14 protein-coding genes, 1 tRNA gene and 1 pseudogene are annotated in these 14,724 nt (G+C 67.4%); 8 read left to right on the top strand and 8 right to left on the bottom strand.

From position 1 onward, the window contains the following. Positions 1-436 precede the first annotated feature (436 nt). On the bottom strand, positions 437-1,042 hold the full coding sequence (locus tag I2487_RS03350) for a TetR family transcriptional regulator (RefSeq protein WP_207169710.1): 606 nt from the start codon (positions 1,040-1,042) through the stop codon (positions 437-439). 175 nt (positions 1,043-1,217) lie between these two features. Here I2487_RS03350 and I2487_RS03345 point away from each other — a divergent pair, with 175 nt between their 5' ends. Next, a complete protein-coding gene (locus I2487_RS03345; protein ID WP_207169709.1) occupies positions 1,218-2,624 on the top strand; it encodes a DHA2 family efflux MFS transporter permease subunit in 1,407 nt (468 codons plus the stop codon). Between the two features lie 46 nt (positions 2,625-2,670). Here I2487_RS03345 and I2487_RS03340 read toward each other — a convergent pair whose 3' ends face one another. From I2487_RS03340 to I2487_RS03325, 4 genes are all read right to left on the bottom strand, one after another. Further along, a complete protein-coding gene (locus I2487_RS03340; RefSeq protein WP_207169708.1) occupies positions 2,671-2,874 on the bottom strand; it encodes a hypervirulence associated TUDOR domain-containing protein in 204 nt (67 codons plus the stop codon). 32 nt (positions 2,875-2,906) lie between these two features. Continuing rightward, the gene (locus I2487_RS03335) at positions 2,907-3,230 is read right to left on the bottom strand and encodes a hypothetical protein (protein WP_207169707.1); all 324 of its coding nucleotides are present in this window, start codon (positions 3,228-3,230) and stop codon (positions 2,907-2,909) included. 87 nt (positions 3,231-3,317) lie between these two features. After that, the gene (locus tag I2487_RS03330) at positions 3,318-4,577 is read right to left on the bottom strand and encodes an MFS transporter (RefSeq protein WP_207169706.1); all 1,260 of its coding nucleotides are present in this window, start codon (positions 4,575-4,577) and stop codon (positions 3,318-3,320) included. Positions 4,578-4,704: 127 nt separating this feature from the next. Further along, positions 4,705-4,792, bottom strand: a tRNA-Ser gene (locus I2487_RS03325). A gap of 102 nt (positions 4,793-4,894) precedes the next feature. Here I2487_RS03325 and I2487_RS03320 point away from each other — a divergent pair. Further along, positions 4,895-5,884: an NAD(P)H-quinone oxidoreductase gene (locus tag I2487_RS03320; RefSeq protein WP_207169705.1), complete on the top strand. Its 990-nt coding sequence runs from the start codon at positions 4,895-4,897 to the stop codon at positions 5,882-5,884. Positions 5,885-6,006: 122 nt separating this feature from the next. Next, on the top strand, positions 6,007-6,435 hold the full coding sequence (locus I2487_RS03315) for a hypothetical protein (RefSeq protein ID WP_518523696.1): 429 nt from the start codon (positions 6,007-6,009) through the stop codon (positions 6,433-6,435). A gap of 48 nt (positions 6,436-6,483) precedes the next feature. Here I2487_RS03315 and I2487_RS03310 read toward each other — a convergent pair whose 3' ends face one another. After that, positions 6,484-6,930, bottom strand: a complete 447-nt coding sequence (locus I2487_RS03310; protein WP_207169704.1) for an NUDIX hydrolase — start codon at positions 6,928-6,930, stop codon at positions 6,484-6,486. A 68-nt stretch (positions 6,931-6,998) separates the two neighbouring features. On the opposite strand from I2487_RS03310, the gene I2487_RS03305 reads away from it, so the two are divergent. Further along, positions 6,999-7,661, top strand: coding sequence for a pentapeptide repeat-containing protein (locus I2487_RS03305; RefSeq protein ID WP_207169703.1), 663 nt, complete (start codon positions 6,999-7,001; stop codon positions 7,659-7,661). Positions 7,662-7,678: 17 nt separating this feature from the next. On the opposite strand, the gene I2487_RS03300 is transcribed toward I2487_RS03305, so the two are convergent. Continuing rightward, positions 7,679-8,806: an ArsO family NAD(P)H-dependent flavin-containing monooxygenase gene (locus tag I2487_RS03300; RefSeq protein ID WP_345941321.1), complete on the bottom strand. Its 1,128-nt coding sequence runs from the start codon at positions 8,804-8,806 to the stop codon at positions 7,679-7,681. A gap of 108 nt (positions 8,807-8,914) precedes the next feature. Here I2487_RS03300 and I2487_RS03295 point away from each other — a divergent pair, with 108 nt between their 5' ends. After that, positions 8,915-10,243 (top strand): NAD(P)-binding domain-containing protein, encoded by a 1,329-nt coding sequence (locus I2487_RS03295; RefSeq protein ID WP_207169701.1) that lies wholly within the window; start codon positions 8,915-8,917, stop codon positions 10,241-10,243. Positions 10,244-10,246: 3 nt separating this feature from the next. On the opposite strand, the gene I2487_RS03290 is transcribed toward I2487_RS03295, so the two are convergent. Next, positions 10,247-10,843, bottom strand: a complete 597-nt coding sequence (locus I2487_RS03290; protein WP_207169700.1) for a putative glycolipid-binding domain-containing protein — start codon at positions 10,841-10,843, stop codon at positions 10,247-10,249. Positions 10,844-10,976: 133 nt separating this feature from the next. Between I2487_RS03290 and I2487_RS03285 the strand changes: the two genes are divergently transcribed. The 3 genes and pseudogenes from I2487_RS03285 to I2487_RS15430 all read left to right on the top strand — a co-directional run. After that, the gene (locus tag I2487_RS03285; protein WP_207169699.1) at positions 10,977-12,617 is read left to right on the top strand and encodes a thiamine pyrophosphate-binding protein; all 1,641 of its coding nucleotides are present in this window, start codon (positions 10,977-10,979) and stop codon (positions 12,615-12,617) included. Between the two features lie 50 nt (positions 12,618-12,667). Continuing rightward, positions 12,668-13,447, top strand: a complete 780-nt coding sequence (locus I2487_RS03280; RefSeq protein WP_207169698.1) for a cyclase family protein — start codon at positions 12,668-12,670, stop codon at positions 13,445-13,447. A 199-nt stretch (positions 13,448-13,646) separates the two neighbouring features. Continuing rightward, positions 13,647-14,628, top strand: a pseudogene (locus I2487_RS15430) (IS3 family transposase); the annotation flags it as partial. Between the last annotated feature and the right edge of the window lie 96 nt (positions 14,629-14,724).

Below are 14,724 nucleotides of genomic sequence, written 5' to 3'. Positions count from 1 at the left end.
CCCTCGGGCAATCCATAGTGACCCTGATCCATCTCCGATTCAGGCGTGGCTGTCACTGTCTCCGTGGCAGTTACTGTGACCGTGGGCTCTGGAGTCTCATCGGGCTCGGTCTCGCCAGCAGCTTCAGGGGTTGCAGTGACGGTCACAGTCGGCGCACTAGGGGCTGAGGAGTCACTCGGCCCCGCGCAGCCCGTACCTGCGAGCATCAGGGTCCCGAAGGCTGCACCCAATCGCACGTTGAAACCCAAATTGCGCCCCCATCGTGAGAATTGCCGTAGGCAACTAGTTTACGACGCCGCACCCCCGGGTAGAAACGAACTACTCCCTAACCGCTTAGTCAGACGAGGCCAATCCTCATTTTCTCCAGTGCCGTGCACGCGGGGAGCAGTCTCGGCGCGTTGCATAGTCCCATTTAGCGGTCCGCGAAGCCCATGATTCAGGACTGTGCAGAACCAGCGTTCGGCACCGTCGCGAACGCGATGTCTAGGGCTTCGAGCATCTCGATATCGCCCTCGTGCTCGGCCCAGTGCGAGAACGCGGTGTCGAAGCAGGTCAGCGCGGTGTATACCAGCACCCGTGCACGCAGATCGCGCCACGTCGCCGGCCCCTGAACCGCGGGGGCCAGCGTCGGGATCAGGGACTGGGCGAGGTTCATCTGCTGTTCCAGATGCCCGGCGCGCAACGCATCGCTGGTGTTGACCACGCGCAGCAGTCGTGACCAGCGGCCGCGCTCGGTGCGGATGTTCTCCGCGACGTGGCGCAGCGTCTGATGCAGCGATTCCCAGGGGTCCAGTCGGGTGAGGTGGTCCTGAAGCAGCGCGGGCAGGTCCACGCTGGTCGGCGGCAGGTCCCCGAAGAGCACCTCCTCCTTGGTGCCGAAGTAGCGGTAGAAGGTCCGTGGTGAGATGCCTGCGGCGGAGGCGATGTCATCGACCGGTGTCTCGTCGTAGCCGCGCTCCTCGAAGAGTCGCAGCGCTACATCCGCCAGCTCTCCGCGCAGCGCTCCACGCGCCCGCTCCCTGATGCCGATCGATTCACCCATGTGTCCAGTCTAACTGCCTGTTTTGGCAGACTCTGCCACGATAGTCATATAGTGTCTCTCCGGTGGGGTTGCCCACGTCCACGCCGGTCCATCGCGTGGTTCTCTTCCAAGGAGTTCAACAGTGTCTCTCAGCACCGCGGCCGAAACGCGGCCAGAAACGATCGACCCTCGAGGCATGCGAGTCATCTGGCTGCTGCTGATCTCGGCGTTCGTCGCGATCCTCAACGAGACCACCATGGGCATCGCGATCCCACAGCTGAACGTGGAACTGGGGATCGATCCCGCGCTGGGGCAATGGCTGACCAGTGCGTTTATGCTGACCATGGCGGTCGTCATCCCGATCACGGGCCTGGTGCTGCAGCGATTCAGCACCCGTGGCGTCTACCTGACGGCGATGACCCTGTTCACCCTCGGTACGCTGATCTGCCTCCTGGCTCCCGGATTCAGCCTGCTGCTGGTGGGGCGGATCGTGCAGGCCTCGGGAACCGCGATCATGATGCCGCTGCTGATGACCACCGTGATGAACGTGGTGCCTGAGCACTCCCGCGGCCGGATCATGGGCCGGGCCGGCATCGTGATGGCGCTTGCCCCCGCCATCGGCCCCACCGTCTCTGGTCTGATCCTGGACTCGCTGAGCTGGCGCTGGATCTTCGGGCTGATCCTGCCCATTGCAGTGATCGCCCTGCTGATCGGCGCGAAGTGGATGCTGAACCTGGGGGAGTCCCAATACAAGCGCATCGACGTGGCCTCGGTCATCCTCTCCGCACTGGGCTTCGGCGGTGCGGTCTTCGCGCTGAGCCAGCTCGGCAGCGCCCACGGGACCGAGTCCGCAGACACCCCGACCAGCGTGATCGCGCTGATGCTCGTCGCGGCCGTGGTCTCCCTGGCGCTGTTCGTGTGGCGCCAGCTGCGGCTGCAGCGCCGCGAGCAGGCGCTGCTGGACCTGCGGGTGTTCCGCTCGGTGAACTTCACGATGGCGGTCGTGGTGATGACGATCCTGGCGCTGGCGATGTTCGGCAGCCTCACGCTGCTGCCGCTCTACCTGCAGAACGTCGTCGGGCTCTCGGCCACCCAGGCCGGACTGATCGTCCTGCCCGGTTCCGTGGTGATGGGCATCCTGGGTCCCATCGTCGGGCGCATCTACGACGCCCGCGGCCCGCGGCCGCTGCTGATTCCTGGCACCATGCTGGTCTCCGCCGGGCTCTGGTCCTACAGCCTGGTGGGGGAGAGTACCCCGGTCGCGCTGCTGGCCAGCATCCAGATCGCCATGTCCATCGGCCTGGCGATGTCCTTCACCCCGCTGTTCTCAGCCTCGCTGAGCTCGCTGCGCCCCAGCCTGTACTCCCACGGCTCCGCAGTGTTGAACACGCTGCAGCAGGTGGGCGGCGCCGTCGGCGTAGCGGTGCTGATCACCACGATGTCCCGGGTCGCGGCCCAGGAGTCGGGCTCGCTCGGGGCGATTGCGGCGCAGGCCTCCGGCGCCCAGTCGGCGTTCATGATCGCCGGGATCGTGTCGCTGGCGGCGGTGGTCGGTGCGTTCTTCGTGCGCTCTCCGTCACGGATCACGCAGAAGCAGTCCTGATCAGCCAGCCTTGGTCTACCGAGGCTGATCTGTTGTTGCTGATCGGCTAGCGCTTGTCGAGTGCCTTCTCGTGATGCGCCGCCTCAGCGCCGGTCTTCTCGGACTCCACGACATAGACCGGGTCCTCTGAGGAGGCCCGAAACGTCTGACCCTGGTGCTCCAGGTCCTTGGTGTGCTTGCTCTTCACGGTGCCGTGGGTCTTGCCCTGCGGGGTGTTCCAGGAGACCTTGTCGCCCTTGCTGAATGCCATGATCGGTGCCTGCTCTCTGCTGCGGTGGATGCTCAGTCGGCGTCGTCGAACTTCTCCCGGTTCGCCCAGGTCTCACCCGGGTCCCCGCCCCAGGCGTCCCAGGCGACCCGGCCCGGGCTGGGGTAGCCGTCCTGACCGTGGTGGAAGCCCTCGGCGTCGCGGTCCACGGTGTGCCGGGCGAAGTACTGGCGCATCTTGTGGATGTGCTCCAACGGGACCGCGGAACGCTCAGCCAGCTCCTGGGCCCGGTGGCGTCCGGTGTCGGTGAAGCCCTTTCCGGCCTTTCCTTCATCGATCCAGCTCAGAGCGCGCTGGGCGGCATGCGCGACGTCCTGCGGGGGAGTGTGGCCGGTCATGGGTGACCTCCTGGGTAGGGGCTGTTCACGCCTCACTGTACTGGGCGCGGGAGCCCTGCCACCGGCATATTGCGGGCCTGCGGTCGCTCAGCGGCTGCCAGGCCGACGGCGGCGGCTGACCAGGATCACGGCCAGCAGCGTGGAGAGCAGGTAGACCACTCCGACCGCCATCCAGCCCAGCGTGAAGCCGCCGCCGGAGCTGATCAACAGGCCCATGCCCAGCGGGCCGATCGCGAATCCGGCAAACATCCCGGCGGTGACGACCCCGGAGGAGGAGGCCATCTTCGCCGAGGGGATGCTGCGCAGCAGCACGCTCATGAGCACCACCGAGACCCCGAGTGCCGAGGCGCCGTGGAGCACCACTGCGGTCCACAGCAGCGCGGCCCAGCCGGTGGCGTCGGCGCCGAGGAAGGCGCCGACGCCGGCCAGCGCGGTCAGCGCCAGGATCAGCAGCAGCAACGGCCCGGAGGCGCCGCGGGCCATCACCCGAGCCCAGCCGATCCGAGCGGTCACCCCCACCACGCCGGCGACGGCGGCCGTGGCGCCGCCGAGGATCAGTGAGAAGTCGAGCTCGCGGACCGCGAAGAGCGGCAGATAGACATTGGTGGCCTGCACGCCGATCCCGTTGAGGCAGCCGAACGCGGCCAGCGCCCAGACGGCCGCCGAGTGCCCGCGGGGTGCTGCGGGGGACTGTGCGGAGGCGTTGGGGCGACCGGAGGTCTCGGAGCTGCCGGAGGTCGAGGCGTTGGAGCTGGGCTCGGCGTCGCGGGTGGGGTGCAGCAGCGGGACGGTGCGCAGGATCCGCCAGGTCAGAACCAGCAGCAGCAGCGGCAGCAGGGCCGTGAGCAGGGCGGTGCCGCGCCAGCCGACCAGCACCGCGAGCAGCGGAAAGCTCAGACTGGCCACCAGCTGGCTGACCTGGACTCCGGACTGCTTGACCCCGACCCAGCCGATGCGCTTGCTCGCCGGGACGCGCTCGAGCAGGATCCGGTTGGTGACCCCGTTGGTGAAGGACTGGGCGACACCGGAGAGGCCGGCGGCGATCAGCAGCACCGGATATCCACCGGGAACCCCGGCGAGGCCCAGGGCCAGGGCGGCGATCAGGAAGACCGCGGTCATCAGCGTGAGATCGGAGCGCCGGTCGGCCAGTCGGCCCAGCGTGGCGTTGCCGACCGCAGCGCAGGCGAAACAGATGGTGGCCAGCAGCCCGAACTGCGCCTCGCTGATCCCGAGGTCAGTGATGATCGCTTCGCTGGTGGCGCTGAGCCCGTAGAGCAGCAGCGGGCCGGCAGCCACGGCGCCGAGCAGGATGCTCAGCAGTCCAGGCCCCGCTGATTCCTTGCGCATCCACACCTCCGCTTCACCACCGGTGTCCGCATGGTCGGGGCGGAAGAAGACCGTTCTGAGCTGCTGCAGCCACCCGCCAGAGTGACCGATGTGGGGCCCCGGCCGCGGGACCCCACATCTCATAGAGCGGAGCGCGTGGGATTCGAACCCACGGTGCGGGGTTGCCGCACACTGGTTTTCAAGACCAGCTCCTTCGGCCGCTCGGACAGCGCTCCTGGGCTTTTCAGCCGGCGTGGAGCTCTCCGGTGTTTCGTGGAAAACTCCAGACACAGACTATACGTGAGTCGCAGAGACGGATCGAGTTGAGGAGCGCGAGCATGAGAGCAGTGCACTACACCGAGGCCGGAGGACCGGAGGTCATCACCCTCGCGGACCAGGCAGACCCCACACCCGCAGAGGGGCAGGTGCTGATCGAGGTCGCCGCCGCAGGACTGAACCGTGCCGATGTGATGCAGCGCCTCGGGGTGTATCCGCCGCCGAAGGGCGCCTCGGAGATTCCCGGGCTGGAAGTCTCAGGTCGAGTCCTCGCGGCAGGTCCCGGGGCGGACGTGGCCGTGCAGGAGCTGATCGGCAAGGAGGTCGTCGCGCTGCTGGCCGGAGGTGGCTACGCGGAGAAGGTGGTCGTCGATGCCCGCCACGTGCTGCCGATCCCGGCAGGGGTCAGCCTCACCGACGCCGCCGGTCTCATCGAGGTGGCGGCCACCGTGCACTCGAATCTGCGCGGGGAGGCTCAGGTGCAGCCCGGGGACAGCGTGTTGGTCCATGGCGGCACCGGAGGCATCGGATCCTTCGCGCTGCAGTACCTGCACGGGCTCGGGGCCAAGGTGCTGACCACGGTCGGCTCCGCGCAGAAGGCGAGCCTCGCCGTCGAACTCGGGGCAGATCACGTGATCAACTACCGCGAGGAGGACCTCGCTGCCCGGGTCCAGGAGCTCACCGAGGGCCGCGGAGTGGACGTGATCTTCGACGTGGTCGGAGCGAAGTACCTCGAGACGAACCTGCGCTCCCTGGCCACCGGCGGGCGGCTGGTGATCATCGGGCTGCAGGGTGGGCGCACCGCTGAGCTGGACCTGGGCCTGATGCTGGCCAAGCGGCTGCGCATCATCGCCACCACGCTGCGCGCCCGCGACGCCGAAGCCAAGGCCGAGATCGTCCAAGCGGTGGGGGAGGAGGTCTGGCCGCTGATCGAATCCGGGCAGATCAGGATCCAGACGGACAAGACCTTCCCGCTGGACGAGGTCGCAAAGGCGCATGAGTACTTCGACTCCGGGACCCACACCGGCAAGATCCTGCTCACCATGACGTGATTCCCCGCTCGCGTTGAGGGGCGGAATCTCCGAGCAGTTGGCGCGGTTTTCGGGCCTAACAAGTCGGAGAATCCGCCCCTCAAGAGAGGGGGAGGGTGCGATTCGATAGACTTTTGCGCATCATGATGAAGCTCTTTCCCCGCCGCCGCCGCGCCCGTCGCCTCGACAAGGAGCTGGGCAAGGGACTGTGGCGTCAGGCCCATGACCGCTACGTCCGCGGGCTGGACCGGTATCACCAGGTCATCGACGGGGTGGCGGACGACGCGACCTACAGCCAGCTGGTGCTGATCGGCGACGAGCTGGCCGAGCAGCTCGACACCGTCTACGAGCTCTGCCGGAGGGCGCAGGTCAGCCACTTCAGCGATGGCCTCCAGGTGCCCGGCGGAGCCACCAAGCTGCATTCCTCGCTCTCTCGGGCGGCCAATCACCTGGCCACCACCGCCGAAGCCGCCGCGATGGTGCGGCTGGGCCACGGGGAGCTGGTAGCCGTGCGCCGCCGGGCGGACCAGGTCAAAGAGGCGCTGCGGGACGCCGCAGACGCGGCGGTCTGAGCCGGAGGTCGGATCAGGCTGGGAGCAGCCTCGAGTCGGCGCGGTGGGTCAGTGCGCGGTGCTGCTCAGCAGTCCCGCGAAGCGGCGGCCGACGTCGACCAGCGAGACCCGGTGCAGCCCGTCGATCTCCGCGTGGCTGAACCAGCGCACGGCGTCGGTGGACCCGTCCGGCTCCACGGTCAGGGCGCCGCCGGTGACCCGTGCCCGGTAGATGATGCGCAGATTCTGCAGCGCGGTCCCGCGCTCGCTCTCATGGATCCGACGATCCCCCGGGATGATGAAGTTGTCGATGCCCAGAAGCTCCTGGACCTCGGCCTCGTAGCCTGATTCCTCGAAGACCTCTCGGACGACGCCGTCGGCCGGGTCCTCACCCGGGTCCAGTCCGCCCCCGGGAAGAGTCCAGCCCTTGGCGGTGCCGCTGACATGCCAATGCGGCAGCAGCATCCGCCCGTCCTGGTCCGTGATGACGGCATAGGCAGCTACTCGAAGGTCCATTGTGGCACTGTAACACCGGGCGATGTCCGTCCGCGGGGCTAGGCTGAGCCCGACTGAGAGGCAGGCAGATGCGAGCGATTCAAGGCCCCAAACTCCGGACCTCCCGACCGGTTGACCTGGAGGCAGGCAGCGTCGAGGCGCTGGAGCGCACCGGGCAGGCAGACCGCATCCTGCTGACGGATGCGGACCTCTCCGGTATGGATCTCTCCGGCGGCAGACTCACCGAATGCGTGCTGCGATCCGTGGCGCTCGCCGACACGGACCTCTCCGCGGCCTCGGTGCTGGAATCGCGCTGGGAGCGGGTGAGCGCCCCACATCTGAAGGCCCCTCGATCCACCTGGCGGGACGTCTCGGTAGAGGGCAGCCGCTTCGGCGTCGCAGAACTCTACGATGCCGGGATCAGCGGGCTGGTGCTGCGCGGATGCAAGCTGGACCTGGTGAATCTGCGCAATGCTGTCCTGGCGGACGTCTTGTTCGAACACTGCACCATCGCTGAGCTGGACATCTCCGGTGCCCGTGCCACTCGGGTGAAGTTCTCCGACTGCACTGTGGGCACGCTGGAGGTGGGAGGCGCCCGACTGAAAGACGTCGACCTGCGCGGCGCCGCGCTGAGTCGGATCGTCGGACTCGCCGGACTCAAGGGCGCGGTGATCAGTGAGGAACAACTGGTGGAACTGGCGCCCTCGCTGGCGGATCACCTGGGCCTGGTGGTGTCCGAGGCGGCCCCCTGACCCTCAGACCTCAGCCCTCAGGTGCCGGTGACGGCCCTGGCCGTGGCCTTGGCGAAGGGGCCCACCCCGACCAGAGTGGCCGAGGCCGTGCCGGTCCAGTCCCCGTAGCCCAGGAGGTAGAGCCGCGGGTCACCGATGACCTGGGTCTTGGAGGGCCCGCCGACCGGAACGTGGCCGTGCGTATCCCGCAGACCCAGCGGCTGAAGGTGATGCAGCGCCGGGCGGAACCCGGTGCACCAGATGATGGCGTCGGCATCCTGGCTGTCACCGTTCTCCCAGGCCACTCCTGAGGGGGTCAAGCGGGTGAACATCGGGCTGGCGCGCAGGGCGCCGCGGTCCCGCGCGTCCCGCACCGAGGGGATCATTACGATGTCGCCGAGCCCGGCCACCCCTGCGTGTTCCCGGCCCTGTTCCAACGCCTTGATGCGGGCGGTGGCGGCGGCGAAGAGCGCCCTACCGTCGACGTCGTCGGGGAGAAACCTCGGGGTCCGGCTGCAGACCCACGTCGTCTCCGCCACGGTGGACACCTCGGCCAGGATCTGGGCGGCGGAGTTGCCTCCGCCGACGACGATCACTCGCCGGCCCGCGAAGTCCCGCGGGTTCACGTAGTCCGCAGCGTGCAGCTGCCTCCCGGAGAAGCCCCGCATTCCGGGATAGACCGGCCAGAAGGGCCGTTCCCAGGTCCCCGTCGTGGAGATCACGGTCTGCGCCGTCATCGAGAGATTCTCCCCGGACAGGACCAGCCGTCCCTGTGGATCCTGGTCCTGGGTCCGCACCGCGGTGACCCGCCGGGGGCGGAAGACCTTGAGATCGTAGCGCTGCTCGTATCGGGTGAGGTAGTCCACGACATGGGAACGCGGAGGGTATCCATGTTCGGACTCATCCCAGGAGGGCATCATCCACCCCGGCAACGAGGAGGACGAGGACGGCGAGAACGTGCGCAGACCCTCCCACATGCGGGGCCAGGCGCCTCCAGGGCTCTCGGCGGCATCGAGGATCGCGAAGTCCTCACCGGGCGTGAGGCCGGCTCGGCGGAGATAGAACCCGGTGGCGAGCCCGGACTGGCCCCCGCCGATGATCGCGATCGGCACGTGCGCGGGTGGTGCCGAGGTGGTCTCAGGGGATGGTTCAACCTGGTCAGTCACGGGGCTCCATTCTGGGTCACGCCCCATTCTCTCCAATACATTGACAGTTGTCGATGCATGACCGAGAGTGGATGCATCGAGGTTCATCAATACAAGGAGCAGTGAACCATGAATGGTCTTCCCGTCGTCGTCATCGGTGCCGGCCCCCAGGGAATGGCGGCCGCGGCCCACCTGCTGGAGCATGGCCTCGAGCCGCTGGTGCTGGAATCCGGGTCGAACCCAGCTGCCGCCGTGTCCGAATGGGGACACGTGCGCTTGTTCTCGGCCTGGCCCGAGCTGATCGATCAGGCCTCGGCGCGACTGCTCGAGCCCACCGGATGGACCGCACCCGAGGCGGGATACCCCACCGGAGCCGAATGGGTGCAGGACTATCTCGCCCCGCTGGCGACGGTGCTGGGGGACCGTGTCCGCTGCGACGCGCGGGTCACGGCGGTCTCGCGCAAGGGCCGCGACCGTCTGGTCGACGCCGACCGGGCGGGCCAGCCGTTCACCGTGCACCTCATCGACTCCGCCGGTGTGGAGTCCCGCGTGCAGGCGCGCGCGGTCATCGACGCATCCGGGAACTGGCGGGTCCCGAACCCAGCAGGCGCAGATGGCGTGCCCGCCCTGGGCGAACGCGCGGCCGTAGACCTGATCCGCTACCAGGTGCCTGATCGGGCGGAGCCCGCCCGGTACGCCGGCAAGCATGTCGTGGTCATCGGTTCCGGCGACTCAGCTTTCAACGCCCTCCACGAGCTGACCCAGATCGCCGAGAAGCACCCCGGCACCCGAATCACCTGGGCGATCCGTCGAGTCGTCGGCGAGGGAACCTTCGGGGGAGGCGCAGCCGATGAGCTCCCGCAGCGCGGCGCCCTGGGTCAGCGCGCACAGCGAGCGGTGGAATCCGGTGCCGTGCAGCTGGTCACCGGTTTCCGGACCGCCGAGGTTCGACGCACTGGTGAACAGGTGGTGCTGATCGATGAGGATGGCCGTGAACTGCCCGCCGTCGACGCGGTGGTGGCGCTCACCGGCTTCCGGCCGGACCTGTCCTTCCTCTCCGAGATGCGTCTCGATCTCGATCCGATTCTGGAGGCGCCGCGCCGTGTGGCGGCGGAGATCGACCCCAACGTGCACTCCTGTGGATCCGTGCAGGCTACCGGGGCCGCCGATCTGGCCCAGCCGGAATCCGATCTGTACCTGGTGGGCATGAAGTCCTATGGCCGGGCCCCGACCTTCCTGGCGCTCACCGGCTACGAGCAGGTGCGCAGCGTGGTCGCCGAGCTGGCCGGGGACCACGAGGCTGCGGCCCGGGTCGAGCTGAAGCTGCCCGACACCGGAGTCTGCGGCGGCGCCGGCGATTTCGACGCCCCCGAGAACAGCGGTGGAGGCTGCTGCACTCCGGCGCCCGCCCAGGAGCCGCAGCTCCTCTCGATCGGCCGAACCCCTGCCGGCAGCTGAGCGTCAGAGGCGGCGGGCCAGAGACGGGTAGTCGATCACCAGCCCATGGGAGTCCACGGTCAGGTCGGCGCTGAAGTCGCCGCGCAGACTGCTGTACCGCACGAGCCTGCGCTCACCTTCCCACTGCGAGGCATAGACCTGCTCACTGCGCAGCACCCGCAACGACGGCATCTCCACCCACGCCATGGCCAGCTGTGTGGCCGGCACGTCCCGGTCCAGGAGCCCGAGCCGGCGGATCGGCATCGTGTTGGTGACCGGACACAGTCCAAGATCGCAGTCGACCGCGTCGTCCAGGGTCGCGGGCTCCTCCAGACCCGGCGGCGGCAGCTTGGTGTCGCCCCGAGCACCAGCTTCGGCAGACCACCGACCTGACTCTGATCGGGTGAGCTCCAACCAGCGTGACCAGCCGAACCCGTGCGTGGTCACGCGCAGCGCCTGCGTCGTCCACCCGCTGGCGACCTCGAGCTCCCAGGCCGAGCTGAAATGTCGGGCCTGGGTGGCGCCGATGGCGTGCATCGAGGAATCACTCAGTTCGATGCAGGCGTGGTCGGAGCGGTCAGCGTCGTCGACGCCGGACCAGGAGAGCAGATGACTCGTCATGGGGTCAGTCTCGTCTCACCGAGGCTCAGCGACAAGGTGCGGGCACCGAGGAGCTTCGCGTCCGGCATCGCCGATCGGGCTCGGCATGGTCGAATGGGTCAGGTCAGCCATTCAACGTTCCGGGAGAGAGCAGATGATCACCGTCGCAGAACAGGTCGGCACCTACCTCGCCCGCCTCGGTGTCGGCCACGCCTTCGGCGTCGTGGGCAGCGGGAACCTTGTCGTCACCAACGCCCTGCGCGCAGCGGGAGTGCCCTTCATCGCCTCCAGGCATGAGGGCGGCGCGGCGACCATGGCCGATGCCTACTCTCGGATGAGCGCGGAGGTCAGCGTGCTGAGCCTGCACCAGGGGTGCGGCCTGACCAACGCCGGCACCGGAATCACCGAAGCCGCGAAGTCCCGCACCCCGATGATCGTGCTGGCCGCGGAGAGTGCGGCTCACCAGGTCCATTCCAACTTCGCCATGGATCAGACAGGCTTCGCCCGCGCGCTCTCGGCACAGCCGGAACGCGTTCACTCCGCGGCATCTGCGCTGGCAGACACCCTCCGGGCCTATCGCACGGCAGTCCGGGACCGCCGCACGGTGGTGTTGAACCTTCCCCTGGACGTCCAGGCCGCGGAGGCTCTCGGAGAGATCCCGCAGCTCGGCGTCGAGCCGCGACCCGAGATCACGCCGTCCCAGGGCGAGCTGGAGCCACTGATCGAGGCGCTGGCTCGCAGCGAGCGGCCGGTGTTCCTGGCGGGTCGTGGTGGCCGTGGCGCGAAGCATGAGATCGCGGCGCTGGCGCAGGCGACCGGAGCCCTGCTGGCGACCAGCGCCGTGGCGAAGGGACTTTTCCACGGCAACGACTTCGACCTGGGCATCTCCGGGGGCTTCTCCTCACCGCTGAGCGCAGAGCTGATCAGAGACGCCGACCTGGTCGTTGCGTTCGGCTGCGCGTTGAACATGTGGACCACCCGCCACGGCAAGCTCATCGGTCCCGACACCAAGGTCGCCCAGGTCGACGTCGAGGATTCCGCACTCGGTGCCCATCGCGGCGTTGACATCCCGATCCTCGGCAGTGCGCGCGGCGTCGCCCAGGCGCTCCTGGGAGCAGTCGAGGGCCGGGAGCGGACCGGCTACCGCACACCTTCGGTGCAAGAGCGGATTGCGACCCAGTCGCGTTGGGACCAGACCCCGACCGAGGTTCTGGGCACTCCCGGAGAGAACATCGATCCGCGGGAGCTCTCCAAGGAGATCAACCGAATCCTTCCGGCCGAGCGGATCGTCAGCGTCGATTCGGGGAACTTCATGGGTTACCCCAGCCAGTACTTCGACGTCCCCGACGAGTTCGGCTTCTGCTTCACCCAGGCGTTCCAGTCGATCGGACTGGGCCTGTACACCGCCATCGGAGCAGCGCTGGCCCAGCCTCGGCGGATGCCGGTGCTGGGAACCGGTGACGGCGGGTTCCTGATGGCCGTTCAGGAACTGGAGACCGCGGTGCGCCTGAAGCTGCCCCTGGTCGTGGTGGTCTACAACGACGCGGCCTACTCGGCGGAAGTCCACCACTTCGGTGAGGGGCATGACCTGGCAACGGTGAGGTTCCCCGACACGGATATCGCCGCGATCGCTCGAGGATTCGGCGCCGAGGCCATCACCGTGCGCTGTACCGAGGACCTTGCACCGCTGCGGAAATGGATCGAGTCGGACCCGAGGCGTCCCCTGGTGATCGATGCGAAGGTCGCCGACGACGGAGGCTCCTGGTGGCTGGCCGAGGCTTTCAAGGGGCACTGAAACTCCGATAGCCTCACCTGAGTTCCATCTCGAGAAGAGGGTGTCACCACATGACCGCAGTGAATGCATTGCTCGCCGGCCTGACCGACAGATCTGTGCGCATCGTTGATCTCACGAATCCGCTCTCCGCCTCAACGCCGACCTTGAAGCTGCCCGAGCCGTTCGTGAATCTGATTGATTTCAGTCTGGACAAGGTCTCGGAGTATGACGAACCGGGCCCGTTCTGGAAGCACCACAACATCCACACCGGTGAACACGTCGGCACCCATATCGATGCTCCGGTCCACTGGGTATCGGGGAGAGGCGGCCATGACGTGTCCTCAATCCCGCCCGAACGGCTGATCGGCCCGGCCGCGGTGCTCGATGTCAGGGATCAGGTGGACAAGAATCCTGACTTCCTGCTCCAGATCGAGGACATTCGTGCCTGGGAGGCCGAGCATGGTCCCTTGCCCGAGAACGGCTGGCTGCTGTTGCGGACCGGGTGGGACCGATTCTCACAGGACCAGGAGGCATTCCTCAATGTCGACGAGACCGGCTCACACACCCCGGGCATCTCGGCAGAGGCGGCCCTGTGGATCGCGGAGCAGACCTCGCTCTCGGGCATCGGAGTGGAGACCGTCGGGATCGATGCCGGCCGCGGCGCCGAACTGGACCCGCCGTTCCCGGTGCACTCTCACCTGCTGGGCAACGACAAGTACGGGATCACCTCGTTGCAGAACCTGGACAAGCTCCCGGCTGTCGGGGCGATGCTGGTGGTCGCTCCGCTGCCCATCGTGGACGGAACTGCGAGCCCGTCGCGGGTCTACGCGCTGGTCCAGGACCCGGTCTGACTAAGGCTGGCCCGGTGAGGGGCCGAGACTGGTCCAGGGGTGCCGCTCAGGTGTCATGAGACGAGAAAACCCTCCAAACTGAATATGCAGCCAGATCAGAGGGTCCATCGGAGCCGCCTGCCGGAATCGAACCGGCGGCTGCGAGAGTGAAGCGTCTCAGGTTTGATGCCGCATCTTTTTAAGCTGAAAGGATGTAGCTATGCCTCGTCGAATCGATCCCGCTCTGAAGGAGCGCGCCGTCCGATTGGTCCTCGATCACCAGTCTGAATACTCCTCCCGCACCGCCGCTGTAGAGGTCATCTCCAAGCAGGTCGGTGTCGGCCAAGACACGCTCCGGCGATGGGTGCGTCAGCACCAGATCGACCACGGCGCCCGCGAAGGTGTCAGCACCGATGAGAACATCGAGCTCAAGCAGCTGCGCATGGAGAACCGTCGGCTGAAAGAGACCAACGAGATCCTGCGCAGGGCCTCAATTTTCTTCGCGGGGGAACTCGACCCCCGCAGCCGCTGATCCTGGCGTTCATCGAGGAACTCTCCAGGCCAAGGCTTCGCTGTCGAGTCGATCTGTCAGATCCTTTCTGCCGAAGGTCTGACGATCGCAGCGAGAACCTACCGGGCCTGGGCTAGAAGTAACCAGCAGGTCGCTGCCCGCACCATCATTGATGCATCAGTGGAGGGCCGCATTCGGGGACTGGCTTTCACGACCGATCGCCAGGGAAACACCAAGCTGGCTCCGGAAGGCCTCTACGGCCGGCGGAAGATGACCGCGCTGATTCGCCGCAGCCTCCCGGGTGCCTCCCGGGTGCCTCCCGGGGCTCAGTGGACCGGGCCATGCGCAGCCTGGGGCTGGCCGGTGTGGGCGAATGGCAAGGGAATCCGCACCACGATCCCGGCCAAGGACGGGGTCCGCGCCGGAGACCTGCTGAACCGGGACTTCACCGCCGATGCGCCGAATCGTGTCTGGGTCGCGGACTTCACCTATGTGCGCACCTGGGCTGGGTGGTCCTATGTGGCTCATCGTCGATGTCTTCGCCCAGCAGATCATCGGGTGGAACGCGGCGACCACCAGAGAGACCGAGCTGGTGGATATCCCGCTGCGCATGGCGATCTGGCAGCGTGATCGCGAGGCCCACCCGGTGGAACGGGGTCAGTTGATCAGCCACTCGGATGCCGGGTCCCAAGCCGTATTCAACCGATCGTCGCAACAGTCTGTTGTTGCAATGAGCGTAGTTGATCGGCGAAGGCCTCAGCTGGGGTGCGCCAGCCCAGTATGCCTC

This window comes from Nesterenkonia sp. E16_10 (genome assembly GCF_017347085.1).
Lineage (GTDB): Bacteria > Actinomycetota > Actinomycetes > Actinomycetales > Micrococcaceae > Nesterenkonia.
This window is presented reverse-complemented; position numbering and strand designations above follow the sequence as displayed.

Bases quoted from the DNA above. Each gene is read 5' to 3' on its own strand.
- I2487_RS03315 (WP_518523696.1), top strand. From the start codon at position 6,007: ATGATGAAGCTCTTTCCCCGCCGCCGCCGCGCCCGTCGCCTCGACAAG.
- I2487_RS03290 (WP_207169700.1), bottom strand. From the start codon at position 10,843: ATGACGAGTCATCTGCTCTCCTGGTCCGGCGTCGACGACGCTGACCGC.
- I2487_RS03345 (WP_207169709.1), top strand. From the start codon at position 1,218: ATGCGAGTCATCTGGCTGCTGCTGATCTCGGCGTTCGTCGCGATCCTC.
- I2487_RS03280 (WP_207169698.1), top strand. From the start codon at position 12,668: ATGACCGCAGTGAATGCATTGCTCGCCGGCCTGACCGACAGATCTGTG.
- I2487_RS03340 (WP_207169708.1), bottom strand. From the start codon at position 2,874: ATGGCATTCAGCAAGGGCGACAAGGTCTCCTGGAACACCCCGCAGGGC.
- I2487_RS03335 (WP_207169707.1), bottom strand. From the start codon at position 3,230: ATGACCGGCCACACTCCCCCGCAGGACGTCGCGCATGCCGCCCAGCGC.
- I2487_RS03330 (WP_207169706.1), bottom strand. From the start codon at position 4,577: ATGCGCAAGGAATCAGCGGGGCCTGGACTGCTGAGCATCCTGCTCGGC.
- I2487_RS03320 (WP_207169705.1), top strand. From the start codon at position 4,895: ATGAGAGCAGTGCACTACACCGAGGCCGGAGGACCGGAGGTCATCACC.
- I2487_RS03295 (WP_207169701.1), top strand. From the start codon at position 8,915: ATGAATGGTCTTCCCGTCGTCGTCATCGGTGCCGGCCCCCAGGGAATG.
- I2487_RS03305 (WP_207169703.1), top strand. From the start codon at position 6,999: ATGCGAGCGATTCAAGGCCCCAAACTCCGGACCTCCCGACCGGTTGAC.
- I2487_RS03285 (WP_207169699.1), top strand. From the start codon at position 10,977: ATGATCACCGTCGCAGAACAGGTCGGCACCTACCTCGCCCGCCTCGGT.
- I2487_RS03350 (WP_207169710.1), bottom strand. From the start codon at position 1,042: ATGGGTGAATCGATCGGCATCAGGGAGCGGGCGCGTGGAGCGCTGCGC.
- I2487_RS03310 (WP_207169704.1), bottom strand. From the start codon at position 6,930: ATGGACCTTCGAGTAGCTGCCTATGCCGTCATCACGGACCAGGACGGG.